Origin of the sequence: Burkholderia sp. BCC0506 (genome assembly GCF_902833145.1) — a bacterium.
In the GTDB taxonomy this organism is placed as follows: Bacteria; Pseudomonadota; Gammaproteobacteria; order Burkholderiales; family Burkholderiaceae; genus Burkholderia.
Genome location: NZ_CADFEN010000007.1, coordinates 228,489 through 253,319, shown reverse-complemented (window position 1 = coordinate 253,319; position 24,831 = coordinate 228,489). Strand labels below are relative to the sequence as shown.

At 68.2% G+C, this 24,831-nt stretch carries 25 protein-coding genes; 9 read left to right on the top strand and 16 right to left on the bottom strand.

The genetic code is table 11. From position 1 onward, the window contains the following. Window positions 1-4: 4 nt before the first annotated feature. The 6 genes from HWX62_RS18550 to HWX62_RS18525 all read right to left on the bottom strand — a co-directional run bounded on the left by HWX62_RS18550 (window position 5) and on the right by HWX62_RS18525 (window position 4,941). Complete coding sequence (locus HWX62_RS18550) at window positions 5-292, bottom strand: hypothetical protein (protein WP_175931736.1); 288 nt, start codon at window positions 290-292, stop codon at window positions 5-7. A 40-nt stretch (window positions 293-332) separates the two neighbouring features. Next, window positions 333-1,193: an isocitrate lyase/phosphoenolpyruvate mutase family protein gene (locus HWX62_RS18545; protein WP_175931735.1), complete on the bottom strand. Its 861-nt coding sequence runs from the start codon at window positions 1,191-1,193 to the stop codon at window positions 333-335. A 143-nt stretch (window positions 1,194-1,336) separates the two neighbouring features. Beyond that, entirely contained in the window at window positions 1,337-3,004 is a 1,668-nt protein-coding gene (locus HWX62_RS18540; protein ID WP_175931734.1) for an ankyrin repeat domain-containing protein, read from the bottom strand. Between the two features lie 184 nt (window positions 3,005-3,188). Beyond that, on the bottom strand, window positions 3,189-3,614 hold the full coding sequence (locus HWX62_RS18535; protein WP_175931733.1) for a GNAT family N-acetyltransferase: 426 nt from the start codon (window positions 3,612-3,614) through the stop codon (window positions 3,189-3,191). Window positions 3,615-3,671: 57 nt separating this feature from the next. Beyond that, window positions 3,672-4,532 carry a MurR/RpiR family transcriptional regulator gene (locus HWX62_RS18530; protein ID WP_175931732.1) on the bottom strand — a complete coding sequence of 287 codons (861 nt, stop codon included), beginning with the start codon at window positions 4,530-4,532 and terminating at the stop codon, window positions 3,672-3,674. Between the two features lie 55 nt (window positions 4,533-4,587). After that, window positions 4,588-4,941, bottom strand: a complete 354-nt coding sequence (locus HWX62_RS18525) for a NirD/YgiW/YdeI family stress tolerance protein (protein WP_175931731.1) — start codon at window positions 4,939-4,941, stop codon at window positions 4,588-4,590. Between the two features lie 236 nt (window positions 4,942-5,177). On the opposite strand from HWX62_RS18525, the gene HWX62_RS18520 reads away from it, so the two are divergent. The 4 genes from HWX62_RS18520 (at window position 5,178) to HWX62_RS18505 (ending at window position 8,265) form a co-directional block, all read left to right on the top strand. Beyond that, window positions 5,178-5,840: a response regulator gene (locus HWX62_RS18520; protein WP_175931730.1), complete on the top strand. Its 663-nt coding sequence runs from the start codon at window positions 5,178-5,180 to the stop codon at window positions 5,838-5,840. Further along, a complete protein-coding gene (locus HWX62_RS18515; protein WP_175931729.1) occupies window positions 5,837-7,213 on the top strand; it encodes an ATP-binding protein in 1,377 nt (458 codons plus the stop codon). The genes HWX62_RS18520 and HWX62_RS18515 overlap by 4 nt, the downstream gene beginning before the upstream one ends. A gap of 250 nt (window positions 7,214-7,463) precedes the next feature. Further along, window positions 7,464-7,604 carry a hypothetical protein gene (locus HWX62_RS18510; RefSeq protein WP_175931728.1) on the top strand — a complete coding sequence of 47 codons (141 nt, stop codon included), beginning with the start codon at window positions 7,464-7,466 and terminating at the stop codon, window positions 7,602-7,604. A 460-nt stretch (window positions 7,605-8,064) separates the two neighbouring features. Further along, a complete protein-coding gene (locus HWX62_RS18505; RefSeq protein WP_175931727.1) occupies window positions 8,065-8,265 on the top strand; it encodes a hypothetical protein in 201 nt (66 codons plus the stop codon). A 481-nt stretch (window positions 8,266-8,746) separates the two neighbouring features. On the opposite strand, the gene blaPEN-B is transcribed toward HWX62_RS18505, so the two are convergent. Beyond that, entirely contained in the window at window positions 8,747-9,685 is a 939-nt protein-coding gene (blaPEN-B, locus tag HWX62_RS18500) for a PEN-B family class A beta-lactamase (RefSeq protein ID WP_175985202.1), read from the bottom strand. Between the two features lie 135 nt (window positions 9,686-9,820). On the opposite strand from blaPEN-B, the gene penR reads away from it, so the two are divergent. Beyond that, window positions 9,821-10,711: a beta-lactamase transcriptional regulator PenR gene (penR, locus tag HWX62_RS18495; protein ID WP_175931725.1), complete on the top strand. Its 891-nt coding sequence runs from the start codon at window positions 9,821-9,823 to the stop codon at window positions 10,709-10,711. Window positions 10,712-11,194: 483 nt separating this feature from the next. On the opposite strand, the gene HWX62_RS18490 is transcribed toward penR, so the two are convergent. The 4 genes from HWX62_RS18490 to HWX62_RS18475 all read right to left on the bottom strand — a co-directional run bounded on the left by HWX62_RS18490 (window position 11,195) and on the right by HWX62_RS18475 (window position 15,291). Further along, the gene (locus HWX62_RS18490; protein WP_175931724.1) at window positions 11,195-11,446 is read right to left on the bottom strand and encodes a hypothetical protein; all 252 of its coding nucleotides are present in this window, start codon (window positions 11,444-11,446) and stop codon (window positions 11,195-11,197) included. 96 nt (window positions 11,447-11,542) lie between these two features. Then, entirely contained in the window at window positions 11,543-13,765 is a 2,223-nt protein-coding gene (locus HWX62_RS18485; protein ID WP_175931723.1) for an amylo-alpha-1,6-glucosidase, read from the bottom strand. 118 nt (window positions 13,766-13,883) lie between these two features. Next, a complete protein-coding gene (locus tag HWX62_RS18480) occupies window positions 13,884-14,228 on the bottom strand; it encodes an autotransporter domain-containing protein (protein ID WP_244136061.1) in 345 nt (114 codons plus the stop codon). A 28-nt stretch (window positions 14,229-14,256) separates the two neighbouring features. Further along, the gene (locus tag HWX62_RS18475) at window positions 14,257-15,291 is read right to left on the bottom strand and encodes a rod shape-determining protein (protein WP_175931722.1); all 1,035 of its coding nucleotides are present in this window, start codon (window positions 15,289-15,291) and stop codon (window positions 14,257-14,259) included. A 271-nt stretch (window positions 15,292-15,562) separates the two neighbouring features. On the opposite strand from HWX62_RS18475, the gene HWX62_RS18470 reads away from it, so the two are divergent. Beyond that, a complete protein-coding gene (locus tag HWX62_RS18470; RefSeq protein ID WP_175931721.1) occupies window positions 15,563-17,965 on the top strand; it encodes a patatin-like phospholipase family protein in 2,403 nt (800 codons plus the stop codon). A 139-nt stretch (window positions 17,966-18,104) separates the two neighbouring features. Here HWX62_RS18470 and HWX62_RS18465 read toward each other — a convergent pair whose 3' ends face one another. Both HWX62_RS18465 and HWX62_RS18460 read right to left on the bottom strand, forming a co-directional pair. Further along, window positions 18,105-19,235: an ATP-binding protein gene (locus HWX62_RS18465; protein WP_175931720.1), complete on the bottom strand. Its 1,131-nt coding sequence runs from the start codon at window positions 19,233-19,235 to the stop codon at window positions 18,105-18,107. A gap of 58 nt (window positions 19,236-19,293) precedes the next feature. Beyond that, complete coding sequence (locus tag HWX62_RS18460; protein WP_105131894.1) at window positions 19,294-20,004, bottom strand: response regulator; 711 nt, start codon at window positions 20,002-20,004, stop codon at window positions 19,294-19,296. 222 nt (window positions 20,005-20,226) lie between these two features. On the opposite strand from HWX62_RS18460, the gene HWX62_RS18455 reads away from it, so the two are divergent. Beyond that, window positions 20,227-21,141, top strand: coding sequence for a glutaminase (locus HWX62_RS18455; protein WP_175931719.1), 915 nt, complete (start codon window positions 20,227-20,229; stop codon window positions 21,139-21,141). A gap of 242 nt (window positions 21,142-21,383) precedes the next feature. Beyond that, a complete protein-coding gene (locus HWX62_RS18450; RefSeq protein ID WP_011549124.1) occupies window positions 21,384-21,617 on the top strand; it encodes a hypothetical protein in 234 nt (77 codons plus the stop codon). A gap of 388 nt (window positions 21,618-22,005) precedes the next feature. Here the strand turns inward: HWX62_RS18450 and HWX62_RS18445 are convergent, their stop codons facing one another. Further along, entirely contained in the window at window positions 22,006-22,488 is a 483-nt protein-coding gene (locus tag HWX62_RS18445) for a cupin domain-containing protein (protein ID WP_175931839.1), read from the bottom strand. 176 nt (window positions 22,489-22,664) lie between these two features. Here HWX62_RS18445 and HWX62_RS18440 point away from each other — a divergent pair, with 176 nt between their 5' ends. Then, window positions 22,665-23,300 (top strand): isochorismatase family cysteine hydrolase, encoded by a 636-nt coding sequence (locus HWX62_RS18440; protein WP_175931718.1) that lies wholly within the window; start codon window positions 22,665-22,667, stop codon window positions 23,298-23,300. A 25-nt stretch (window positions 23,301-23,325) separates the two neighbouring features. On the opposite strand, the gene HWX62_RS18435 is transcribed toward HWX62_RS18440, so the two are convergent. Continuing rightward, a complete protein-coding gene (locus HWX62_RS18435; RefSeq protein ID WP_006498851.1) occupies window positions 23,326-24,057 on the bottom strand; it encodes a ribonuclease T2 in 732 nt (243 codons plus the stop codon). Window positions 24,058-24,184: 127 nt separating this feature from the next. After that, window positions 24,185-24,763 (bottom strand): hypothetical protein, encoded by a 579-nt coding sequence (locus tag HWX62_RS18430; RefSeq protein WP_175931717.1) that lies wholly within the window; start codon window positions 24,761-24,763, stop codon window positions 24,185-24,187. Window positions 24,764-24,831: the final 68 nt, after the last annotated feature.

Here is a 24,831-nt window from a genome sequence, read left to right as displayed (position 1 = left end):
CTTTTTATATATTGAATATATTGATATTCCCGGCCGCCCACTCACCGGTCATTGGAACGTGCCGAAGATTATCAATCAAAAAATCATCCGGCAACTCCCGCGCACGGAAACGCGCTGAACGGGAACCTGCAACAATGCGCGATATCGTCACGCATGGCGGCTCGCCGGGCGTCCGGCCCGTCGCGGCCGGCGCGCCAACTGTGGTCGAACGGGCGAAATGCGGAGAATGGACGATGATTTTCGCGCCGTCGTCGACGATTAACTCGGCGCGAAACCGGTTGATTATCGTCAATCAATGTTTCGGTGGAAACGATTCCGGCTTTTATTGGGGCTCATTCGTCTAACAAAATCGGCGAATTATCCGGCGCCGCAAACCAGCGGTTGATATCGCGCCCCGGCACGGCCGCCCGGGCAAAGGTGAACGTGCCGTCGCGTCTCATCTCCGTCGCGGCGCGCAGGAACGCGCCCAACGCGGCCCGCGCCAGCGCGCCGCCGACGCTGACGCGCTTCACGCCGAGCGTCGCCAGCTCGTCGAGGCTCAGCAAGCCGCCCTGCAGACCCATGACGACATTGACGGGCGCGCCGACCGCCCGGGTCACGGCCGCGATTTCGTCCGCGTCGGTGATGCCGGGCGCATACAGCACGTCGGCACCGGCGTCGCGATAGGCGACGAGCCGCGCGATCGTGTCGTCGAGGTCGCGACGGCCGTGCAGGTAGTTTTCGCAGCGCGCCGTCAGCGTGAACGGAAACGGCAGTGCGCGCGCCGCGTCGACGGCCGCCGCGATACGCTCGACGGCCACGTCGTGCGCATGGATCGGCGTGTCGGCGCGGCCGGTCGCATCCTCGATCGAGCCGCCGACCGCCCCCGCCTCGGCCGCCAGCCGGATCGTTTCGGCCACCGTGTCGGGCGCGTCGCCGAAGCCGTTCTCGAGATCGGCGCTCACGGGCAGGCCGCCCGCGGCGACGAGATCGGCGATGTGATCGAGCATCGCGTCGCGGTCGATCGCGTTGTCGGGCTGCCCTTTCGAAAACGCGTAGCCGGCGCTCGTCGTGGCGAGCGCCTCGAAGCCGGCCATCGCGAGCAGGCGCGCGGTGCCGGCATCCCACGGGTTCGGGATGATGAACGCGCCGGCGCGCGTATGCAGCGCACGGAAAGCTTCGGCGTGGCGGACTTGCAGGTCGGAACGGGTCATTGCGAACTCCGGGAAGGGGTTGACGGTCGAGCTTACGCCGGTCTTGCGCGCGACGTTTCAGCGTTCGCCGAAATGTCGTCGCGCAACAGGAACAACTCGCCCGTGCCGCATGCAGGCCGCCGCGCACGGCCGCCCGCGTCGGTTTACGTCGATGCGAATGGCGCGCCGTCGATGCCGAGCAACACGTCGGTGACGGCCTCGGAAAACCGCATCGCGCGGCCGTCGATCAGCACGCCGTCCGGATTCGACGGATCGCGCATCGCTGGCGGCACGCCGTGCGCGAGCAGCACGCGCGCACACGCTTCCCAGTCGGGATCGCCGACGCCCTCCGGCTCGTTGACGGACGCCCACGACAACGTACCGAGCGCGTCGCTGCCGAACCCGTGCTCCTCGCGCCAGCTTGCGCCGTGCGCGAGCAGGAACGCCAGCAGTTCGGCATCGCCGCGGAACACCGCGTGATTCAGCGCGCTCGCGTCCCAGTCGCCACCGCGCGCGGCGATCGGCCAGCCCAGCTCGACCATCGCCTTCACCGCATCGCGCGAACCCCACGCGGCGGCGTCGGGCAGCAACCGCAGCCGGTCGTCGGACAGCGCGCCGGGCAGCTCGGGATGCCTGGCCTGAACGCGCCGGGCCTCGTCGCCATCGGCACGCGCGCAGGCGGCCACGAACGCGTCGTGCGCATCGAGCGCCTCCTCCGCGCCGGCCGCGCGCAACAGCGCCGCGACGTCGGACAAGCCGGTCTGCATCGCGAGCCGGTACGCACTGACGCCCGCGGCGGTCCGCGCGCCGGGATCCGCGCCGGCCGCCAGCAGCGCGGCGACGTGGCGCGCCGGGCAACGCACGGCGATCGCGCGCAGCAACGGCGCGCCCCACGTCTTCGTCGGCCCTTCGCCGGCCGGCTCGTTCGGGTCGCCGCCATGCGCGAGCAGCAGCTCGAGCGCGGTCGCGTCAGGCACATCGAGGGCGCGCCGCAACGCGTTCGTCCCGCCCACCCGTGCGCCGTGCTCGAGCAGCAGACGCGTGCATGCCGGGTTCTCCACCGAGTGATACAGCGATTCGCCGTCGTTTGGATCGGCACCGGCTTCCAGCAGCATCGCGGTGAGCGCCGGATCGCGATTGACGCCGGCGGCGCCGTACAGCGCCGACATCGGTTCCGACTCGTCGGGCTCGGCGAGCGAGGCCGGCGGATACCGGTTGCCGATCCGCTGGTTCGGATCGGCGCCCGCATCGAGCAGATGCCGGGCACACGCACGCAACCCGACCGCGAATTCGGGAAGCTGCCCGAGCCGCGAATGCGTGACGGCGACGAGCGGCGGCAACTTCAGCGCACCGCCGGCGCGCGCGATCCAGCCGGGATCGGCGGCCAGCGCCGCCTTCACCGCGTCGAGGTCGCCCGCCGCGCATGCGACGAGCGGATCCGCCGACACGAGATCGGGATGATCGCGCAGCAGTTGCACGGCGACGCGCGGCCGGGCCGCGTCGAAGCCGCCGGTCACGTCCGCGCCGTACGCGAGGTCGAGCCAGCGGCGGATCAACCGCGCGCGCGGTTGCCGCGTGAGCGCATGCGTTTCGACGAACACGCCGAGATCGGCCCATGAAGCAAAGCCGTACTCGCGTGCGATGCAGGACTGTGCGTCGTGCAGGCGAAGCCCGAGGGCGAGCGTTTCGTCATGTGTGCGATTCGCCGCGGCGGGCAACGATGCGACGAAGCGTGCGACGGCACCGGCGTCGCCCTGCCGGTACAGGCGCAACAATGCCTTGGCCTGCTTTTTCAGGTGATCGGGATGGGCGTGGGGAGGCAGCTTTTTCATGCGGATCCTCGTGCGTGGATGGCAGAAGGTCCGCAATACCGCCAGCACAAAGGACAGGGGAAAGACTGGATTTGCCGCAACAGGTGGGTTGAACCCTTTCCGCGGACCCGGAAGCGACCTGCATCGCTGCCCGGTATCGTAGGCGACGGCCGCCGGCATCGTCAATCATGCCGGGCAGCGCCGCTCAGCCCGCGAGTTTCTTCGTCAGGAAGATGCGCGTGTGCCCGACCGGATAATCCGGCAGCTCGCCGAAGCGCACATAGCCGCGCTTCTCGTAGAACGGCCGGGCCTGGAAGTCGAACGTGTCGAGCCACGCGCTGTGGCAGCCGCGCGCGACGGCCTCTCGTTCGGCCAGATCCATGATGCGCGTGCCGGCGCCCTGGCCGCGCGCGGACTCGGGCACCACGAGCAGGTCGACGTGCAGCCAGCCGAACGCCGTGCCGCCCCACAGGCCGCCGACCACCGCGCCGGCCGCGTCGGTCGCGATCACGGCCAGCGGCCGGAAGTCGGCGGGGCCGGCCCGGCTTTCGTTGAAGCGGACGAGCGGCGCGACGATCTGCTTGCGCACTTGCGCATCGCCCGCATCGGTCACGGCGTAGGTCAACGTCATCGGTTGCATCGGATCGTCAATGAAAGTGGGCCCGACAGGCCGCCCGTACCGCGCCCGTCAAACGACGTACGCGCCCTTCGCGTGCAGTTCCGCTTCAGTCCGCTCCAGCGCCGCGACCGCATCGCTGCCTTCGAGCGCCAGCAACTGCGCGACCAGCGCCTCGGCCATCGCATGCGCGGCCACCAGCGACGGAAAGAACGACGGGCTGTCGTGCGTGAAGATCAGTTGCGCGTCCGCGTGCAGCGCGATCGGCGACACGGCGCTGTCGGTGATCGCGACGATCCGGCTGCCCTGCGCCTTCGCGGCCTGCGCGACGCGCGTCGCCTCGGCCGAATACGGCGCGAAGCTGACGATCACGGTCACGCTCTGCTTCGCGATCGTCCGCAGCTCCATTTCGAGCGAACCGGCCACGCCGTTGAGCAGCGATACGCTCGGACGGAACAGCCGGTAGCCGTAGACGAAGCCGAACGCGACCGGATAGCACGAGCGAAACCCCGCCACGTGCACGTGCGATGCCTTGCGGATCAGCTTCGCCGCATCCGCGAGCGCGTGCTCGTTCTGCGCGGCGGTGGCCGACAGGTTGTGCTGCTGCGCGGCAAGCAGATCGTGCGCGAGCGACGCCTTCGCGTCGGGCCGCACGAGCGAGCGCGCGCGCTGCGTGAGCGGCTCGGGACGCGTGCGTACGCGCGCGACGCACAGGTCGCGCAGCTCGTTCCAGCCGGGAAAGCCGAATTGCTGCGCGAGCCGCACGAGCGATGCGGGCTGCACCTGCGCACGCTGCGCGACCTTGCGCATCGACGACGTGGCGACTTCGTCGGGATGATCGAGCAGGAAGGCCGCGCCCGCCTGGAATTGCGGGCTCAGCTCGGAAAATTGCGCCCGGATCCGGGACGCGAGTTCGTCGAAATTGGCGGCCATCTTGGTGGTAACGGGAACCGGTCGCCCATGGTATCACCGGCCCCGCGCCCACCGGTCAGCGCAGCACTTCGACGTGATCGGCGTCGACCTTCACGCGGCCCGACCATTTGCGCTCGAATTCGCCGGTCAGCTTCACTTCGTTGCGATCGCTGACGGGCTGACCGGCCGCCCACAGCTTGCGGTCGATCTCGACCCGGATCGTGCCGGTGGCGTCGGCGAACTCGTAATCCTCGCCGCCGACGTGCTTGACGATGCGCCCCTGCAACTGCACGTGCTGATCGTCCTTGCCGTTGGCGAGCAGCTCCTTCACGGTCGTCGTGGTCAGCGCGGACGGCCCCGTGTATTGCGCGTAGACGGCGGCAGGCAGCGCGACGAGCGCGACCGCCAGGATTCTGGCCAGGTGGTTCATGATCTCGGTCCTCTTCTTCGATGTGGCGCCGCGCTCCGTTGAACGCGACGGCGCCAGATTACGGACCGTAAGATTAAGCAAACCTGAAGGGCATGCCGAAGCGACACGGTGCCGCATTGGACAAGTACGAAAGCCTGGTTGCGTGGATCCCGTGCGTTTAAGCTCGGCCTAAGACGCGTGCGCTTATCATGAGAACCCCGGGCGCCGCGACGCCCCCGTTGGAGAGACACGAATCCATGCGCGTACTGCTCGTCGAGGACGATCCGCTGATCGGCAGCGGGCTCGAACAGGGCCTCAAACAGGAAGGCTTCGCGGTCGACTGGGTGAAGGACGGCGACGCCGCGTCGCTCGCGCTGCGCGCGACCGGCTACGGGCTGCTGCTGCTCGATCTCGGGCTGCCGAACCGCGACGGCCTGTCGGTGCTCGCCGCGCTGCGCCGCCGCGACGAAACCCTGCCCGCGATCATCATCACCGCGCGCGACGGCGTGCCGGACCGCATCGCGGGCCTCGACAGCGGCGCGGACGACTACCTCGTCAAGCCGTTCGAGCTCGACGAGCTGCTCGCCCGCATCCGCGCGGTCAACCGCCGCCATGCGGGCCGTGCGCAGACGACGCTCGCGATCGGCCCGCTACGGCTCGACCCCGTCAAGCACCTCGTCTGGCTCGACGACGACGAAGTGCCGCTGTCGCCGAAGGAGTTCGTGCTGCTGCACGAGCTGATGCGCGAACCGGGCGCGGTGATCTCGCGCGAACAGTTCGAGGAGCGGTTGTACAGCTGGGGCGAGGAAATCGAGAGCAACGCGGTGCAGGTGCATATCCACAACCTGCGCAAGAAGCTCGGCCACGACATGATCCGCACGGTACGCGGCGTCGGCTACCGGATCGGTGACGGCACGTGACGCGCATGCAACGGGCGGTCGCGCGCTGGCGCAACGTGTCGCTGCGGAGGCGCCTGCTCACGTGGCTGCTGCCGGCCGCGTGCGTGATCGGCCTGGTCGCGAGCGCCGGGACCTACTGGGGCGCGCTGCGCGAACTCGACGACCTGCTCGACGACCAGATGCGCAGCATGTCGAAACAGATCGTCGTCGGCCCGAACGGCGAGCTGTCGTTCAGCAACCACGCCAAAGGCAAGCACGGCTTCGAAGCGAGCGACCCCGATGCGGTGCTGCTGCAGGTGTGGCGCAACGGCGCGCTCGTGTATTCGACCGATCGCGATTCCAGGCTGCCGCCGCCCACGCGGCAGGGCATCGCGAGCGTCGACGTCGACGGCCAACCGTGGCGCACCTATGTGACCGAGCGCGGCGGCACGACGATCCGGCTCGCGCAGGCGCGGCATGCGCGCTGGGAAGCGATCGCGGGCATCGCCGTGCATCTGCTGTGGCCCGTGTTCTCGATGCTGCCGCTGCTCGCGCTCGGCCTGTGGTTCGGCATCGGCGCGGGGCTGCGGCCGCTGCGGGCGATCGCGTCCGGCCTGAAACGCAGGAATGCGAACAACCTCGAGCCGGTCGACGTCGCGTCGATGCCGAACGAGGTGCGCCCGCTCGCCGAAGCGATCAACGACCTGCTCGCGCGCCTCGACCGCTCGTTCACGCTGCAGCGGCACTTCATCGCCGACGCCGCGCACGAGCTGCGCACGCCGATCATGGGGCTGTCGATCCAGTCGCAACTGCTGCGGCGCGCGGCGACGGCCGAGGAACGCGAGCGCATCCTCGCGCAAATCCAGGCGGGCACGACGCGCCTCGGCCACCTCGCCGAACAGTTGCTGACGCTCGCGCGCCTCGAACCCGACGCGCAGGCGGCCGCCACCGCGTCGGCGCCCGTCGATCTCGCCGCACTGTGCCGCTCGGTGGTGTCGGACCGCGCGCGCGTCGCCGACGCGCACCGGGTCGATCTCGGCGCGATCGTCGGCCCGCCCGTGATGGCGGTGGGCAATGCCGACACGCTGCGCGTGCTGCTGAACAATCTCGTCGACAACGCGATCCGCTATGCGGGCGACGGGGCGCGCGTCGACGTGTCGGCGCGCCTCGACGGCACGACGCCCGTGCTCGAGGTCGCGGACGACGGCCCCGGCATTCCGGAAGCCGAACGCGCCAACGTGTGGGAACGCTTCTATCGCGGCGAAGGCGCGCAGGCCGCCACGTCGTCGGGCAGCGGGCTCGGCTTGTCGATCGTCAAGCGGATCGCCGAACAGCATCGCGCGAGCGTCGCGCTCGACACCACGCGCGGCGGGCGCGGGCTGACCGTCACGGTCCGCTTCCCGCTGCCGGCCTGATGCGCGGGCGGCGGGCGGCTTGTCCACAGATTGTGTTGGCAAGCTTGTGGACAACCCTCCATTAACGGCACCAAGCCCTTGATCGGAAAGGCATTGCCGTGCGTGCGCGGCAAATGCGCCGGACCGGGACGAGCCAGCGCGCGTCGGTTGCCGTAGAGGATCCGCTGGACCCGAAGGCCGGTTTGACTTTCGACGGTTCGCGTGCGTCTCCACACTGCACGACAGCGTGTCGCGGTTGGCACCGGCCGGCATGGCCGATATCCGCACCGTGCAGGCCCGCGTGCGAAGCGTGGCAGCGCGTGGCATCGGCCGCATCGCGAACGCGGACTTCTCCACAGAAAATGTTGGCAAGCTTGTGGATATCCTGCGCACCACGGCGCTAAACCCTTGATCCGACGGACTTTGGCACGCGTGATGCAGACGCGGCGCGCGTCATGGCTATCGCGCACACCGCTTCGCCGCAGTTCGCATCACGACGCCACGGCGACATATGTCGTCCGATCCACGCGATCGCCGCCGCACGCGGGCCGGCGTCGCGCTGCGCCACTTACCCACAGATTGTGTTGGCAAGCTTGTGGATATCCTGCGCACGCCTGCGCTAACCCGTTGATCGGCCTGCGGTTCGTGCCGCGCGTCACCGTTTCGGCAACGCGCAGCACCGGCATGCGCGAACACGGACGATCCGGCGCGGTGGCAGCGGCCCGGCCGATGCCTTGACGCCCGCGCCCGTCACGCCTCAAGATCACCCCAGCCGCACGCGGCGGCCGCGCATCGCCGGCCAGGTGCGTCGGCACCACGGCGCCGGCCGTTCCGCTCGCGCCGCATGACAACATTTCAATCCGAGGAAGACCATGGAACACTTCACCGCGTGGCAATTGCTCGTCTCGCTCGTACTCGTCGCCATCGTCGTCTATCCGTACGTCCGCATCGTCCGGCGCACCGGGCATTCGGGCTGGTGGATCCTGACGATGTTCGTCCCGGTGCTGAACTTCGTCATGTTGTGGGTGTTCGCGTTCGCGCGCTGGCCCGCCGTCGGCGATCGGCAGCCCTGAGCATCGCGGTCGCGGCGGCGCGCGGGCTTGTCCACAATTTTTGTTGGCAAGCATGTGGATAGCCTGCGCATACCGCGATCAAGCCCTTGATCCGAAAGACTTTGTCCGCCCCGCCTCAAAAACGGCACCGGCCGGTCGATCGCCGGTCGCGTGCCGCGTCGACACGTGACGCACCGCCTGCCACCCCGACTGTCGCGCTTGTCCACAGATTTTGTTGGCAAGCGTGTGGATAGCCTGCGCATACCGCGGCCAAGCGCTTGATCCGAAAGATTTTGTCCGCGTCGACTCAAACGCGGCACCACGGCGCGCGTCGCACCGGGCGCCGCTGCGCACGGCCTTTTCCACAATTTTTGTTGGCAAGCATGTGGATATCCTGAGCATGCGCGACCTAAGTCGTTGATCGCACAACGTTTGATCGCGCGGGTCACGACTGCGGCACGGCGCGCCTGCCAAGCGCGTCACGGCCGCCGCACCGCGCTGTTCAACCGAACGTCCGCGCGACGATGCGCGCGACCGACGCGATCACGTCGTCCTTCGCCCGTGCATCGGCGCGCGCCTGCGTGTAGTACACGGCCAGCACGATCGGCGCGCGCGACGCCGGCCAGATGACGCCCGCGTCGTTCGTCGTCCCGTAGCCGCCGGTACCGGTCTTGTCGCCGACCGTCCACCCGGCCGGCACGCCCGCACGAATCCGCTTGTCGCCGACCTTGTTGCCGCGCAACCATGTGACGAGTTGCGCGCGCTGCGCGGCCGGCAGTGCGTCGCCGAGCGTCAGCACGCGCATGCTGGCGGCCATCGCGGCGGGCGTCGTCGTATCGCGCGGGTCGCCCGGCAGCGCGGTATTCAGTTCGGTCTCCCATCGATCGAGCCGGAACGCGTCGTCGCCGATCGAGCGCGCGTAGGCGGTCACCGCCGACGGTCCGCCGATCAGCTTCATCAGCAGGTTCGCGGCCGAGTTGTCGCTGTACTGGATCGTGGCCTCGCACAGCGCGGCGACCGTCATGCCCGCGCCGACGTGCTTCTCCGACACCGGCGAATAGTTGACGAGGTCGGCCTTCGTATACGTCACGCGTTGTTGCAGCAAGCCGGGCCGCTCGACGCTCCGCGCGAGCACCGCCGCGCTCAGCATCGCCTTGAACGTGCTGCAGAACGGAAAGCGCTCGCCCGCACGATGCTCGATGACGCGGCCGCTCGCCGTGTCGATCGCGCACACGCCGAGACGGCCGCCCGCGTCGCGTTCGAGATCGGCAAGCGCCGTCGCGGCAGCAGCGGGCGCAATGACGTCCGCGGCAGCCGTCGCTGCCGCCGTGGCTTCGTCCGGCGCGGCTGCCTGCCGCGACGCGCACGCGGTGACGGTGAGAACGAGCGGCGCCGTCGCGGCAGCCAGCAACAGGGTTCGACGTTTCGATGAGTAGGTCATGTCGGTTGTCTCGTGGTGGAATGGCGGCGAAACGGTGTCGAGGTGTTGAAGCGGCCGGCCGCCGAGACAGCACTATCGAGACTTTACGGTTGCCTGACAAGCAACGATAATTGAGCGCTGACAAAAGAAATTCTTATGACGAAGCTCCGCCCTCATCTTCCGCTCAATGCGTTGCGCGCGTTCGAATCGTCGGCGCGCCACCTGAATTTCACGCGCGCCGGCCTCGAGCTGAGCGTGACCCAGGCCGCCGTCAGCCAGCAGGTGCGCTCGCTCGAGGAGCGGCTCGGCTGCACGCTGTTCACGCGACTGCCGCGCGGTCTCGGGCTGACCGACGAGGGGCGCGCGCTGCTGCCGGTGCTGAGCGACGCGTTCAGCCGCATCGAGACGGTGCTCAAGCAGTTCGACGGCGGGCGTTTCCACGAGGTGCTGACGCTCGGCGTCGTCGGCACCTTTGCCCTAGGCTGGCTAATGCCGCGGCTGAAGCAGTTCGGCGACACGCACCCGTTCGTCGAACTGCGGCTGCGGACCAACAACAACGTCGTCGATCTCGCCGCCGAGGGCCTCGATTTCGCGATCCGTTTCGGCGAAGGCAACTGGCCGGCGACGCGCAACGAGCGGCTGCTCGATGCGCCGCTCACCGCGCTGTGCACGCCGGACATCGCGCGGCGCCTCGCGCAGCCGGCCGATCTCGCGAACGAAACGCTGCTGCGCTCGTACCGCACCGACGAATGGCTCGGCTGGTTCGACGCCGCGCAGCTCGAACCGTGGGCCGTCAACGGGCCCGTGTTCGATTCGTCCCGGCTGATGGTCGAGGCGGCGATGCAGGGTGCGGGCGTCGCGCTCGCGCCCGCGTGCATGTTCGCGCGCGAACTGCAGCTCGGCCAGCTCGCGCGGCCGTTCGACATCGACGTGCGCGCGGGCGGCTACTGGCTCACGTCGCTGAAGTCGAAACCGCTGACGCCGGCGATGACGCTCTTTCGCGACTGGATCGTGGCCGAGGCGGCCGGCGCCGCGTCCAGCGCGTAACGCGGCCGCGCTTGTCCACAGAAAGTGTTGGCAAGGATGTGGATATCCTGGGTACCCGGCGCCTAAGCCCTTGATCGGGCACGCATTCGCGTGCCGATGCACGGAGCGGGCAGCCTTTGCGCGCGGGCTGCGCGCAGCCGTCGCCTTCCGGCCCGATCCTCAACGCCTGCGACGCAATCGATTGCGAGTTGTCCACAGATTTTGTTGGCAAGCCTGTGGATATCCGTCAGATCTGACGCGTAACATCTTGATACACAAGGGGATTCGATCCACGGACCTTGACCGGTCATTGGTGTGGCACCGGAACGGTCGTCGAACCGCACGCGGCACACGCGCGGCGCACCCGGCCGAAGGCCGGGCGGTTCTCCACAGTTTGTGTTGGCAAGCTTGTGGATATCCTGCGTATCGGGCACCTAACTGATTGAGCGCACGGGGTTTTGTGCTGCGTCCGCCGAATCGGGCAGCGCCTGCGCCGCCCGCACCTCAATGGCGGTCGAGCCCGCCGCGCAGTTCGCGCGCCTTGTCGCGCAACGCTTCGTAGCCCGAACGCGCATGCTCGGGCAAGTCGGGATCGCCGATCAGCGCGCCGAGCGTTTCGATCAGGCTGAACAGGATGCCCTTCGCCGCGCCGACCGCGATGCTCTGCGATTCGATCGACTTGTGCAGGTGGTCGACCGCCGCTTCCAGATGCTCGAGCTTGTGCTCGCCGTCGTCGGGCCGGTTCTCGGTCGTCATCGTCTACCTCCGCCATCGTTCAGGGGTCATGTCACGATTCTATGCCGCCGCGCGCGAACGTGGCGCGACATCGCGCAACGTTCGCGCAGCACCGCGCTACAGCACCGCGACCACCTTCACGCGGCCCGGCTGCTCCGCCGCCGCGACGACCTGCCCGTCGACGCGGCGGAACGTCAGCGACACGGTTTCGTCGCCGACGCGCAGCGCATCGATCCGCAGCCAGTCGACGCCTTCCGGCAAGGCCGGCCGCTCGACGCGCACCTCGTGGCGCGACGCGTCGATGCTTACGCCGAGGCACGCCTGCAGCATCATGAACGGCGCGCCGGCCGCCCACGCCTGCGGCAGGCAGGCGACCGGATACGCGGTCGGCGGCTCGCCGCGCCGGCGCGGAAACCCGCAGAAGAGTTCCGGCAGGCGCATCTCGAAGCTCACCGCCGCCTCGAACAGCGCACGCAGCAGATTCACCGCGGCCGTCTTGTCGCCGTAGCGCGCCAGGCCGCGCGCGATGAGCGCATTGTCGTGCGGCCACACCGAGCCGTTGTGATAGGCCATCGGGTTGAAACGCGGCTGGCCGGCCGCGAGCGTGCGGATGCCCCAGCCCGTCTGGAACAGCGCCGAGCCCAGCACGCCGGCGACCGCCGCGCCGCGCTCGGCGTCGGGCAGCCCGAACGCGAGCAGATGCCCCGCGTTCGACGCGAACACGCGGCACAGCTCGCCATGCCCGTCGAGCGCGATCCCGTAGAAATCGCCTTCCGGCATCCAGAACAGCGCGTCGACCTGGTCGCGCAGCGTCTTCGCGCGCAACGCGTAGCGCGTCGCGTCGGCCGCATGGCCGCGCCGGTGCGAGCATGCCGACATCGCGTCGAGCGCCGCGCACGCGTAGGCCTGCACCTCGACGAGCGCGATCGGCCCGTCCGGGAAGCGGCCGTCCGCGTGGAACACCGAATCGTGGCTGTCCTTCCAGCCCTGGTTCGCGAGGCCGCGCTCCGACGTGCGCTGGTAGTCGAGCAGTCCGTACGGATTGCGGTCGCACTTGTCGATCACCCATTGCGCGGCGCGCTCGAGCGCGGGCCACAGCTCGTCGATCAGCGCATCGTCGCCGGTGCGTTCGACATAGGCGCCCGCGAGGACGATGAACAGCGGAGTCGTGTCGACGCCGCCGTAGTACAGCGCGAACGGGACCTCGCCCGTCGCGGCCATCTCGCTGCGGCGGAACTCGTGCATGATCTTGCCGGGCTCGGCATCGCGGAACGCGGAGGTCTCGCGCGCCTGATGCTCGGCGAGAAAACGCAGCACGCCGCGCGCGAGCGACGGCTGCAGCCACAGCATCTGCAGCGACGTGATGATCGCATCGCGGCCGAACGGCGTCGAGAACCACGGAATGCCCGCATACGGGTACGGCCCCGTGTCGAGCTGCGTCGTGAGCAGCCCGAGATCCGCGAGCGAACGGTCGAGCCAGGCGTCGAACAGCGGATTGCCGGTGTTCACGCGCGCCATCGACTCGCGCCGCGCCCGCATCTCGCGATGCACGCCGACGAGCGCCGTGCGCAGCGCGACGCGGCCGCATCCGGGCCCTTCGCCGTGCGCGGGCCCGAGCGTCGCATCGACGGTCAGGTAGATCGACACGCACGCCTGCGCGGCGATCGTCAGCGTGTAGTCGGCACGATCGACCGACAGCGCGTCGGGCGCCGGCGAGAAATGCACGGTCACGTTGCGCTCCACGCCGTCGAGGCCGTCGTAGCGCAGCCGCACCGCGCCCGCGTCGACGCGCGGCGCGCCCACCGTGCCGCGCTTCGGCCGCTGCGTGCCGCGCACTTCGAACATGTCCTTGAAATCGGCCGCGAACGACAGGGACAGCGGCACCTCGGCTTCGCTCGCGCCGTAGTTCGTCAGCGTCAGCGCTTCGTACAGCACGTCGCCCGCGAGCACGCGCATGCGCTCGATGTGGATCACGCCCTCGGGCGTCTCGTGGCCGCCGAGCGGCGGCAGCGGGCGGTTCGTCAGATGCGCGGTGAACGACGCGTTGTCGGCGCTCGTCGCGCCCGACAGCAGCGACGGCGCGCGGCCGCCGAACGTCAGGCGCCATTTCGACAGCACGCGCATGTCGTCGACGAACAGGCCGTCGTCATGCCCGCCGATGTCGCCGAGCGCGTCGCTGACCACGAACGCGTCGCCGGATTTCAGCACGTACTGGTTGTTGCGCGCGAGGACCTGCGGATCGGCTTCGGGCGCGATGAAAGCGGGACCCGACGCGGTGGTCGGGGGAACCGGCGCGACTTGCGGCGCCTGCGTCGTCGTGGCTTCGGCGTGATTCGGCATCGATGCTCCTGTGTCGAGGCGCAACGCGCGAGGCGCGCGTCGCGTGTTTCGCACAGGATAGGCCAGAACGGCGAACGTGCGCAGCGCCGAAACGGCCGCGGCGCCGCGTACGGGCGCATCAGCTGCCGGTCAGAATTTCCACGGGATGTTGCCGAGGATCGCGTCGCCGCGCACGCCGCTGCCGTCCTGCCCCGCTGTACGTGAGGCCGCGCGTCAGGCGCTTCGCGAGATTCGCGTCGATGCCGGCTTCGGGCACCGCGCCGTCGCGCGCAATCGGCACGCCCGACACCGGGAACGACGTGCCGCCGTTCGCGAACGTGAACGCCGACGACGGCCGCACGTTGCCGACCGCATGCCGCCAGCCGACCGTGCCGCGCGCGGTGAAGGGGCCGCTCGCGATCGAGCCGCACTGCGACGTCGAGCGCAAGCCGGCGCGGCGCGTGCGCCCGTCGATGCGCCGCACGCTGACACCCGACCTGCCCCGCCCCGGCTCAATCGGCCGGGCACATCGCGAGCCGCCCCATCGCCTCGCCGGCGCCGCGCACCGCGCACGTGGCCGGCTCGTCGGCGATCCGTGCGACCAGCCCGGTCTCGTCGTACAGCAGGCGTTCGAGACCGGCGAGCAGCGCGCCGCCGCCGGTGAGCACCACGCCGCGGTTCGCGATGTCGGTCACGAGTTCGGCCGGCGCGTTTTCCAGCACCGACTTCACCGCGCCGATCACCTGCTTGAGCGGCGCGGCCAACGCGTCCGCGACGTCGTGATTCGACAGCTCCACCGAGCGCGGCAGGCCGTCGCCGATGCCGCGGCCGACGGCGCGGGTCGACGTGCGCGGCACCGCGCTGGTGGCCGCGCCGATCGTCTGCTTGACGTGCTCCGCCGTCTGTTCGCCGAGCAGCACGCCGTACAGGTTGCGGACATGGTTGACGATCGCCGCGTCGAACTGGCTGCCGCCGACGCGGATCGCCTCTCGATACACGATGCCGCCGAGCGCGATGACCGCGACTTCGGTCGTCCCGCCGCCGATGTCGATCACCATCGAGCCGACCGGCTCGGTCACCGGCAAACCCGCCCCGAGCCCGGCCGCCAGCGATTCCTCGATCAGTTCGACCTCCGACACGCCGGCCGCGAACGCGGCGTCGCGGATCGCGCGGCGCTCGACGGCCGTCGCGTCGGACGGCACGCACAACGTGACCTCGACGCGGCGGCCGAAGCGCGAGCGCGTGCGCGACATGTCGATGAAGCTGCGGATCATCTGCTCGGCCGCGTGCGCGTCCGCGATCACGCCGTGGCGCATGGGGCGCACGGCTTCGAGATGCCCCGGTTCGCGGCCGAGCAGCGCCTTCGCGAGCTCGCCGACGGCCTCGAGCGTCGGCCGCGCGTCGCTCGCACCGCCCTTGCGGAAGCAGACGACCGACGGCTGGTTCAGCACCACGCCGCGCTCGTGCGTGTAAATCCGCGTACTCGCCGTTCCCGGGTCGATCGCAACGGGTTGCGCAAACAACTTTCCGAACAGCGGTGTCGACATATCAAACCTTTGTGAGGGAACGGGCCGGGACGGCCGCGCCGCACGTTTTGCCGCGCGTCCATGCCGCCCCATCACGAGCTTAGCGGCAATTCGTTCCGATACTTTAGGCAATTCTCATGATTTTTTCGCGACGAAATTGCCGAAAACGGCGTTTCGGGCGCGTCCGGCTACGCACCGGCCTCTCGCGTCGGGCCTGTAAAACACGGTAATCTCTCGGTCTTGCCTGCACCCGGCAGGCCTCAGACGCACGATCACGCCAGGTATTTTCACCATGACAGCGACCGTTTCCTTCCGCTGGGCACCGGTGCGCCCGCTCTGCACGGCGCTCGTTGCCTTCTGGTGCTGCACGGTCGCCGCGCAACCGGTGCCGGCCGCCGAACCGGCCGCGGCCCAGACCGTCGCGGCCGCAGCCAACGCGCCGGCTGCCGCCGCACCCGCCATGCCGACGCACACCTGCACGGCCGACGGCGGCCCGGCCGGCCGCGCGTCGATCGGCCTCGTGCTGTCCGGCGGCGGCGCGCGCGGCTATGCACACCTCGGCGTCCTGAAAGTGCTGGAGGACAACCGGATCCCGATCGACTGCATCGCGGGCACCAGCATGGGCGCCGTGGTCGGCGGCCTGTATGCGAGCGGGATGGCGGCCGACGAGATGCAGAAGCGGCTGTCGGAGGTCAACCTGGCGGATATCGCGTTCGACGTGACGGACCGCGCGGACCTGCCGCAAACCAGCCGGGAGGACGAGCGCCTGTACATCAACGGGCTGACGCTCGGCTTCGGCAAGAAAGGCGTCAAGGCGCCGGTCGGCCTCGTTCAGGGCAACCGGCTGCAGGCGCTGCTCGCGAACTGGACGGCCGCCGTGCCGACCAACCAGCCGTTCGACCGCCTGCCGATTCCGTATCGCGCGGTCGCGACCGACCTGCAGACCGGCCAGATGGTCGTGCTCGACCACGGCTCGCTGCCGCTCGCGATTCGCGCGAGCATGGCGATGCCGGGCCTGTTCGCGCCGGCCGAGATCAACGATCGCGCGCTCGTGGACGGCGGGCTCGTCAGCAACCTGCCCGTCGATACCGCGCGGCAGATGGGCGCGAACGTCGTGATCGCCGTGGACATCGGCTCGCAACTGCGCCCGCTCGACGCGCTCGCGTCGCCCGCGGACGTGATGCAGCAGATGGTCGGCATCCTGATCCGCCAGAACGTGACCGCGCAGCGCAAGCAGCTCGATGCGCAGGACGTGCTGCTCACGCCGGACCTCGGCTCGCTCGCCTTCACCGATTTCCAGAACGCGAAGCAGGCGATCGCCGCCGGCGCGGCCGCCGCGACCGCGGCGCTGCCGAGGCTGCGGCGTTTCGCGCTCACGCCGGAACAGTACGCGGCCTACCGGTCCGCGCACGCGCAGCCGCTGCCGCCGCCGATCCGGATCACGCGCATCGACATCAAGACCAGCGGCGGCGTGCCGAAGCGCGTCGTCAGCAATGCGCTGCACGTGAAGCCCGGCGACATCTACGATCCGAAGACGGTCAGTCAGGATCTGCTCGGGCTCACGACGGGCGGCAACTTCGAGAGCGTCACGCAGCAGATCGTGAGCCGCGGCGACGACAACGTGCTGGAGATCAACGCGCGCGAGAAGTACTGGGGGCCCAACTTCCTGCTGTTCGGGCTCGGCATGTCGAGCAGTTCGACCGACGAAGGCGGCTTCCGCCTGCACGTCGGCTACCGGCGGCCGTGGCTCACGGAATCGGGGCTCGAATTCCGCGCGGACACGACGATCGGCAGCGACCTGCAGTCGGCACGCGTCGAATTGCGCCAGCCGCTGTCGACCGCGTACGGCGTCTACCTGTCGCCGTACGCGGAATACCAGCGCCGCTATGCGAACCTGTACGACGACTCCGGCAACGTGAAGATCACGCAGTACCTGATGCAGACGGCGCGCGCGGGGATCGATTTCGGCCTGCCGATCGCGCGGCTCGGCGATTTCCGGATCGGTCTCGGCTACGTGACCGGGCACGGCTCGCCGACCTACAACGTGCCGTTCGACGACGGCAGCGGCCAGACGCTGCTGTGGCCGAGCTTCACGTCCCAGGCGCTGACCGCGCGGGCGCGGCTCGTGATCGATCAGCTCGACGACCCGATGTTCCCGCGCAAGGGGTATTTCGGCGAACTGCGGGTCGAACGCTCGCTGGTATCGCGCAACGGCGGCTCGGCGCGGGAATTCGCCGACGGGATCAACAACTCGCCTTATACCGAGATCTACGGCAAGGCGATGATTGCGCAGCAGTTCGGCCGGCACAGCGTCAGCGCGACGATCGAAGGCGGCAAGAGCATCGGCGGCACCAACCTGATCAATGCGTTCAACTTCACGCTCGGCGGCTTCCAGCATCTGTCCGCCTATGCGGCCGACCAACTGAACGGCAACGAACTCGCGTACGGGCAGATCACGTACATGAACCAGTTGATGACGTTCAACGCATCGCCGGTCAAGGCGTTGTCGGTGGGCGCCAGCGCGGAAGTCGGCAACGTCTGGTCGAGCGGCCAGCAGATCGGCGGCGGCGCGCTCAAGCAGAGCTACACGTTCTTCACGAGCCTGTCGACCGCGTTCGGGCCCGTCTACATCGGCGTGGCGCTCGCCCCCGGCGGCCGCCGCAACTTCTACCTGCAGCTCGGCCGTACTTACTGAGCCTGCGCGGATGCCGCTTCGGCGGCATTCGTCGCGCCGGTGCGCTCGCCAGCGGCCGTCGTCTTCACGATGGCCGCGGGTCGGCCCTCGCGAGACGGAGCGCGGGCCCGTTCACGCCAATGACGGGCCTGCGCCCGCCCTAGACCGGCCAGCTGATCTCGAACCGCGCGCCGCCGAGCTCGACCGGATCGACCACCGCGATCCGTCCGTTGTGCGCATGGAGCACCTGCCGCGTGATCGACAGGCCGAGCCCGTAGCCGCCGGTACGGCGATCCAGGCGCACGAACGCGTCGAAGATCCGTTCGCGCTCGGCCTCGGGCACGCCGGGACCGTCGTCCTCGACGAAGATCCCGATATTGCCGTGCACGAGCGAGATCCCGACGACGATCCGCGATTTCGCGTACTTGCTCGCGTTGCGCAACAGGTTGCGCATCGCATACGACATCAACCGCCGGTCCATCTTCACGCGCACGTCCGACGTGATCTCGACGCGCGACTCGATCGCGCGGTCCGGATACAGCAGTTGCGCGTCGTTCACCTGGTGCTCGAACCATGCGACGGGCGCGGTCAGCTCGAGGTTCGATTGCAGCGAGCTGTATTCGAGCCGGGCGTACGTGAGGCTCATGTCGATCAGCTCCTCGAGCTCGGTCACGTCCTGCGCGATGCTGTCGAGCGCGCCCTGGTATTCGACCGCCGAACCCGGTTCGCGCAGCATTTCGAGCGCGAAGCGCACGCGCGCGAGCGGCGTGCGCAGTTCGTGCGAGATGCCGTTCGTCAGGTCGCGCTGCGCGGCGATCAGCCGCTCCATGCGCATCGCGAGCGCATTCAGCGTGCGCGCGAGCGGGCCGATGATCACGCTGTGCGATTCGCGCGCGCGCGTGTTGAAGCGTCCGCCGGTGAAGTCGATCGCCCGCTCGCGCACCATCACGAGATCCGACCAGACCGGCCGCATCCACCGGTACGCGGCGAGCGCCGGCGCGGTAAACACGAACGCGAGCACGATCCAGATGTCGCCGGGCAGCGAGTCGAATGCATGCCACACGACCTGCGGCGACAACTCGACGCACAGCGCGAGCGCGGGCACCAGCGCGGTCAGCAGGACGAGCCCGAGCAGATGCAGGTAGGTGCGCACGTACAGCCGCGACCAGCTCGGAATGCGGTCGGCGCGCGTGTCGGTCCACGCGCGACGGAAATGCAGCCAGCGCCATTTGACGTAGCGCAGCGCCGTCAGCGGCGGGGCATCGGGGTGCGAACGGGTTCGTCGAATCATCGCGGCTCCCGGCCGGCGGGCGGAATGCCCGCGCGGGACGTGACGGCGTCGCGCGCCGTCATTCCCATGCGTGCTTGCTGAATTGATAACCCTTGCTGCGGATCGTCTTGATCCGCTGCGGGTTGCTCGCGTCGTCGCGCAGCTTGCGGCGCAGCTTCGAGATGCGCCCGTCGATCGTGCGGTCGAGACCGTCGAATTCGACGCCGCGCAACTGCAGCATCAGGTCGTCGCGGCTGACGACTTCGCCCGCATGACACACGAGCGCCCACAGCAGGTCGAATTCGGCCGACGTCAGATCCGGCGTGCTGCCGTCGGGCAGCATGACGGTGCGGTCGGTGCGGTCGATCGAGAACTTGCCGAACGCGTAGCGCTCCGGCTGCGGCGCGGTGCTCTCGGCCGCGCGCGCGGGCGCGCGGCGCAGTTGCGCCTTGATCCGCGCGAGCAGGATGCGCGGCTCGACCGGCTTGTGCACGTAGTCGTCCGCGCCGAATTCGAGGCCGAGCAGCTCGTCGAACGGCTCGTCGCGCGCCGTCACCATGATGATCACGCCGTCGTACTGCTTGCGCGCCTCGCGGCAGATTTCGAAGCCGTCCTTGCCCGGCAGGTTCACGTCGAGGATCACGAGATCGGGACGAATGGACAGGATCGCCGGCACCGCGGCGTCACCATGCAGCACGGTGTCGACTTCATAGTCGTTCTTGCGCAGGTAGCCGGCGATCAGCGTGGACAGACGGGTGTCGTCTTCGACGAGCAGGATGCGAAAAGACATGGGTAGCGGTCGGATCATCGGAAAAGCCGAGGGACGGCGCCGGCCGGTGCCGGACGCCGGCCCGCGGCCGAAACGTACCGCATGATACTGCGCCCGCCGCTTGCCTGTTTGCCGGTTCTGAAAATAAGGGCGGGATTCCGACTCCGCTTGACGAATCGGCGCCGGGACGGTTCCATACGGGCTCGCCGGAATCCCGGCTGCGCCTCTACCCTGCCTGACGTGATGAATTACCAATCGATTCTCGAACGCATCCACACCGAGCTCGCCCCCTGGATCGGCCAGGGACGGGTGGCCGACTACATTCCCGAGCTCGCGAAAGTGCCCGCCGACAAGTTCGGGATGGCCGTCGTGACGCTCGACGGAAACGTTTACACGGTCGGCGATGCGCGCGAACGCTTCTCGATCCAGAGCATCTCGAAGCTGTTCGCGTGCACGCTCGCGTTCCAGTTGCTGGGCGACGAGCTGTGGGAGCGGGTCGGCCGCGAGCCGTCCGGCACCGCGTTCAATTCGCTGGTCCAGCTCGAAAGCGAGCGCGGCAAGCCGCGCAACCCGTTCATCAACGCGGGCGCGCTGGTCGTCACCGACGTGCTGTGCCGCCGCTTCGTGAAGGCCGAGACGGCGCTCGTCGAATTCGTGCGGCGGCTGATCGGCGCGAACGATATCGACTACGACTCGCGCGTCGCGCTGTCGGAGTTGCAGCACGCGGAGCGCAACCGCGCGATGGCGCATTTCATGGCGAGTTTCGGCAACATGCAGATGCCGCCCGATACGGTGATCGACGCGTATTGCCGCCAGTGCGCGATCGAGATGAACTGCGTCGAACTGGCCACCGCCGCGCTGTTCCTCGCGAACGGCGGCGTCGCGCCGGCGACCGGCGAGCGGATCGTCGATTCGAGTTCGGCGAAGCGGCTGTCGGCGCTGATGCTGACCTGCGGCACGTACGATGCGGCCGGCGATTTCGTGTATCGGGTCGGGCTGCCGGCGAAGAGCGGCGTCGGCGGCGGGATCGTCGCGGTGCTGCCGGGGGAGATGGCGGTGTGCGTGTGGGCGCCGGGGCTGGATGCGAACGGGAATTCGTTGGCGGGGACGTTGGCGCTGGAGTGGTTGACGACTTATACGGGGCGATCGATTTTTTGAAGCGTCGAAGTCAAGCGTGCCTCATCTGGCGCGACGGCGGCAGATTCCTGTCGGCGCGCGCCAGAGCGCTCAATGGGAAATTCGGCCATCGGCAGCAATCGACTGCGGAATCATTCCCGATTCAATCGCTTCTCCCGCAGCGTGCCGTTGGAACCTTCAACGGAGTCGTTCTGCCAAGGGCGGCAAGAACGGACACAGCGTGTACGATCTGGTCTTCAAGAAAACCATCCAAGGAGAGCGCAATGAATCCGGAACAGGCCCGAGCCGAAGAAACCCAGGCGATGGAGCGCATGGTGGCCGCCACGCTGCGCGTGCAGAGTACGTTCGCCTCGATGCAGAAGCAATTTCCGCCGCAAGGCAGCGGCGAGCCTTCGCCGTTCGCGCTGCAAACCTTTGATGCCGCCCTGCAGGAACTTGAAGACGCACAGGCCGCGTTCGATGCGCTGCTGAACGATCTGATCGACGGTAACCGCTAAAGGCTACGCCCTTATCCGCACCGATTGTCGACGATCTAAAAAGCTGTGTCGAACGGCCGTTCGTGGCTGCGGATTCAACCCGTCGAAGGCAGCACGGCACTCGCCCATCCGGTCGGTACCGATGGAATCACATGCGAGTTTATATTCGTAGCGCCGGGTCGCTGGCGCTGGAGCGGTTGACGACTTATACGGGGCGGTCGATTTTCTGAGGGACACAAATCAAGCACGGCTCATTCTGTGCAATGGCAGCACGCGCCAGCTTCAATACACCGGCTGAGCGATTTCATCGACTCGTTGCATCCACGAGTTGAATCCGCGAAGTACAGCGGTCACTCGCCGGGTATCGTCGCTGACAGGTGATCGGCCGACGCGCTTTTCCGCGTAAGCGTCAGTCCGGCATCCCGTCATGGTCCCCGAGCGGCCTGGCAGGCCAGTCTACCCATCGGTCCGCGCGGGTCAGTTCGTACGCTTCGTTGAGCGGGTAACGAATGCGGTTGTCGTCGCGAGGGCGCTCGCCGATCACCATCAACCTGACTTCGTCCTTCGTATTGTTGATGAAGGTGTGGCAAATTCCGGTGCCTGCCGGGAACGCGACGGAATCGCCCTCGGCAAGGGGGTGAAGCACGCCGTCGATCCATACGTCGGGCTTGCCTTCGAGCACGTACACGAACTCCTGCTCGGTACTTTCGGCGTGGGGATAGGACGTCCGCCGTCCGGGCAGCAGCCTGACGTGATGGATGCCAATGCGGGTAATGCCGAGTGCGGCCGAAAGCGGCGCGTCGAGCGCCATGGGCTCGGTATCGCCACGATAGCAATGCGCATCCGGTTCTTCGAGTTCAGTCCAGTGTTTGATGAAATCCGGCCGGCTCATCGGGTTTTCTCCTTCAAGAGGAACGTCCATGATAGCGGCTGACAGAAAGGACAAAATGCGCTCGCAGGGTCCGTTCTGAACGAATCGCATCCGGGTATATATCCGGGTATATATTTCCACGGATACGGAAAGGTTGATTTTCCGAGATCCGCAGCGGTCACTGGAGAACGTCACGCATGAATCGAGACAACGCATCGGAAGTTGCAACGACAATCCTTACAAACGTCAACACCAGCACATCCGCGCCGATTCCCCCCATCGCGCCATCGAAAACCGCCCTGCTCGTCATGCATTACCAGACGGACATCCTCGGCCTCTTCCCGTCGGTCGCGCCCGAACTGCTCGCCAATACGCGCACGCTATGCGACGCGGCGCGAAGTGCCGGCGTCGGCGTCTGGTTCGCGAATCTGCGATTCAGCCCCGGCTATCCGGAAGTCAGCCCGCTCAACAAGAATGGCCAGGGTATCAAGCAGCTCGGCCTGTTCCTCGACGACGGCCCGTGTCCCGAACTGGCCAGGCAGCCCGACGAACCGCTGATCCTCGCGCATCGCGCGAGCGTGTTCTTCGGCACCGATCTGCAGGCGCGGCTCGTCGCGCAAGGCGTCGATACGCTGATCATGGTCGGCATCGCGTCGACCGGCGTGATGCTGTCGTCGATCGCCCACGCGAGCGATGCCGATTTCCGCCTCTACACGGTCAAGGATTGCTGCTACGACCCGGACCCGGTGGTCCACGCGCATCTGTTCGCCACCGCGTTCGAATCGCGCACGACGGTGCTGTCGCTCGCGCAGGCGCTGCGGCTGCTGGCGTAACGACGGCCGAGCCGCAGCGTCCGCGTTACTTCGCGATGAACACGCCCGACGTCGGGCACGTGCCCTGCGTGTTGCCGTCCGTCACGAGCGACGCGGCGCTCGGAAACTGCGCGGTCGCGTTCGTCTTCACCGCGATCCACGCTTCGGTGAAATAGCTCACGCCGTTCGTCTTCGTGCACTTCAGCGACACCGCGCTGCGCGTGTTGCTGCCGAACGCGCCTTCGAACGCCGACAGCAACTGGTTACGCGTGACCGTCTTGCCCGCATTCGCCTGCAGGAACGCGTTGAACGACGTGTTGCCGAGCCGGCTGATCATGCCCGACGCCTGGTTCCAGTACGCATCGGGCGTCGCGGAATTCGAACAGGTCCCGTGCTTGAACCACTCGTGCTTGTCGAGACACGAAGCCACGCCCGGCATGTACGTCGACAGCGTGTTGCGCGTCGCGCTGCTGATCGGGTACGCGTCCATGCTGCACCACTGGTGCGCGTTGTCGAGATCGATGTCGTTCTGCGGCACGCCGCAGTAGAACGGCTGGTTGCCGTCATAACGGTTCGGCCAGAGCCCGTGCAGCGACAGGCTCGTCGCCGCGTACGACCCGGCGAGGTTCGTGCATTCCGGTGTGTCGTGCGACGCGCAGAAGCCGGGCTCCCACGATGCGGCGAGCAACAGGTAGTCGTAGCTGGTCTGCGCGGCGGCGTGCAGTGAAACGGAAGCGACGGCGAGTGCGGCAGCGGCGCGGGCGAGCGTCTTGAGCATGGCGTGTTTCCTCGGAAAAGGCTTGCGGTCGCGGGATGCGCCGCAAGGTTGTCGAATGTCTGCCCCGCGATTGTTGCCGCCGCAACGTGGCACGAATGTGAAGGTGCACGAAAGAATGCGCGATCGTTCAGGTGCCGAGCTGCGTACACGCACGCGCCGACGCTTCGGGGCCCTCGAGCGCGAGTATCTGCCACACGCCGATGCTCACGCGCCGGCGCGCCGCGGTCGACGCATCGGCCAGCAACGCCTCGACACGCGGCGCGACGTCGGGCGCCTTCTGCTGCAGCGCCGCGTGGTGTCGCGCACGCGACGCCGGCTCCGGCTCGTACACGTCGCAGAGACGCACCATGCCGGCGAGGCCGGCCAGATCGTCGTCCTTGTCGATCGCACCGGGCTCGACGGGCGCAAGGCCCTTGCGCTCTTCCGGCGGCAGCTTGTTGCGCGCGGCTTCGTCGATCGCCGTGGCGGAGGCCGGCGGCAGGCCGCCGATCGCCGCGACGATCCGGCTGCCCGCGGCGATCATGTCGCCCTGGCACGCGATCTTCTCGGCGCTCGCGACGTTCGAGCAGAACGACACCGACATCCGGTACACGTCGTTGCTCATGCGCGGCACTTCGTCCGTGTCCGCCTGCGCGAGGCCGGCGCTCGCCAGCGCCATCGTCAACGCAGCCGGAATCAGGATGCGGAACGCTCTCGTCTTGTTCATTGTCGTCGTCGGTGGGTTTTATAGCGGGCGATATCCCGGGCCGCACGGTGGCGCCCCTTGTGATGCCG

Bases quoted from the DNA above. Each gene is read 5' to 3' on its own strand.
- HWX62_RS18450 (WP_011549124.1), top strand. From the start codon at position 21,384: ATGAATCCGGAACAGGCCCGAGCCGAAGAAACCCAGGCGATGGAGCGC.
- HWX62_RS18530 (WP_175931732.1), bottom strand. From the start codon at position 4,532: ATGGCCGCCAATTTCGACGAACTCGCGTCCCGGATCCGGGCGCAATTT.
- HWX62_RS18440 (WP_175931718.1), top strand. From the start codon at position 22,665: ATGAATCGAGACAACGCATCGGAAGTTGCAACGACAATCCTTACAAAC.
- HWX62_RS18430 (WP_175931717.1), bottom strand. From the start codon at position 24,763: ATGAACAAGACGAGAGCGTTCCGCATCCTGATTCCGGCTGCGTTGACG.
- HWX62_RS18490 (WP_175931724.1), bottom strand. From the start codon at position 11,446: ATGACGACCGAGAACCGGCCCGACGACGGCGAGCACAAGCTCGAGCAT.
- HWX62_RS18435 (WP_006498851.1), bottom strand. From the start codon at position 24,057: ATGCTCAAGACGCTCGCCCGCGCCGCTGCCGCACTCGCCGTCGCTTCC.
- HWX62_RS18545 (WP_175931735.1), bottom strand. From the start codon at position 1,193: ATGACCCGTTCCGACCTGCAAGTCCGCCACGCCGAAGCTTTCCGTGCG.
- HWX62_RS18540 (WP_175931734.1), bottom strand. From the start codon at position 3,004: ATGAAAAAGCTGCCTCCCCACGCCCATCCCGATCACCTGAAAAAGCAG.
- HWX62_RS18535 (WP_175931733.1), bottom strand. From the start codon at position 3,614: ATGACGTTGACCTACGCCGTGACCGATGCGGGCGATGCGCAAGTGCGC.
- HWX62_RS18485 (WP_175931723.1), bottom strand. From the start codon at position 13,765: ATGCCGAATCACGCCGAAGCCACGACGACGCAGGCGCCGCAAGTCGCG.
- HWX62_RS18465 (WP_175931720.1), bottom strand. From the start codon at position 19,235: ATGATTCGACGAACCCGTTCGCACCCCGATGCCCCGCCGCTGACGGCG.
- HWX62_RS18505 (WP_175931727.1), top strand. From the start codon at position 8,065: ATGGAACACTTCACCGCGTGGCAATTGCTCGTCTCGCTCGTACTCGTC.
- penR (WP_175931725.1), top strand. From the start codon at position 9,821: ATGACGAAGCTCCGCCCTCATCTTCCGCTCAATGCGTTGCGCGCGTTC.
- blaPEN-B (WP_175985202.1), bottom strand. From the start codon at position 9,685: ATGACCTACTCATCGAAACGTCGAACCCTGTTGCTGGCTGCCGCGACG.
- HWX62_RS18460 (WP_105131894.1), bottom strand. From the start codon at position 20,004: ATGTCTTTTCGCATCCTGCTCGTCGAAGACGACACCCGTCTGTCCACG.
- HWX62_RS18525 (WP_175931731.1), bottom strand. From the start codon at position 4,941: ATGAACCACCTGGCCAGAATCCTGGCGGTCGCGCTCGTCGCGCTGCCT.
- HWX62_RS18455 (WP_175931719.1), top strand. From the start codon at position 20,227: ATGAATTACCAATCGATTCTCGAACGCATCCACACCGAGCTCGCCCCC.
- HWX62_RS18510 (WP_175931728.1), top strand. From the start codon at position 7,464: ATGGCCGATATCCGCACCGTGCAGGCCCGCGTGCGAAGCGTGGCAGCG.
- HWX62_RS18520 (WP_175931730.1), top strand. From the start codon at position 5,178: ATGCGCGTACTGCTCGTCGAGGACGATCCGCTGATCGGCAGCGGGCTC.
- HWX62_RS18470 (WP_175931721.1), top strand. From the start codon at position 15,563: ATGACAGCGACCGTTTCCTTCCGCTGGGCACCGGTGCGCCCGCTCTGC.
- HWX62_RS18445 (WP_175931839.1), bottom strand. From the start codon at position 22,488: ATGAGCCGGCCGGATTTCATCAAACACTGGACTGAACTCGAAGAACCG.
- HWX62_RS18475 (WP_175931722.1), bottom strand. From the start codon at position 15,291: ATGTCGACACCGCTGTTCGGAAAGTTGTTTGCGCAACCCGTTGCGATC.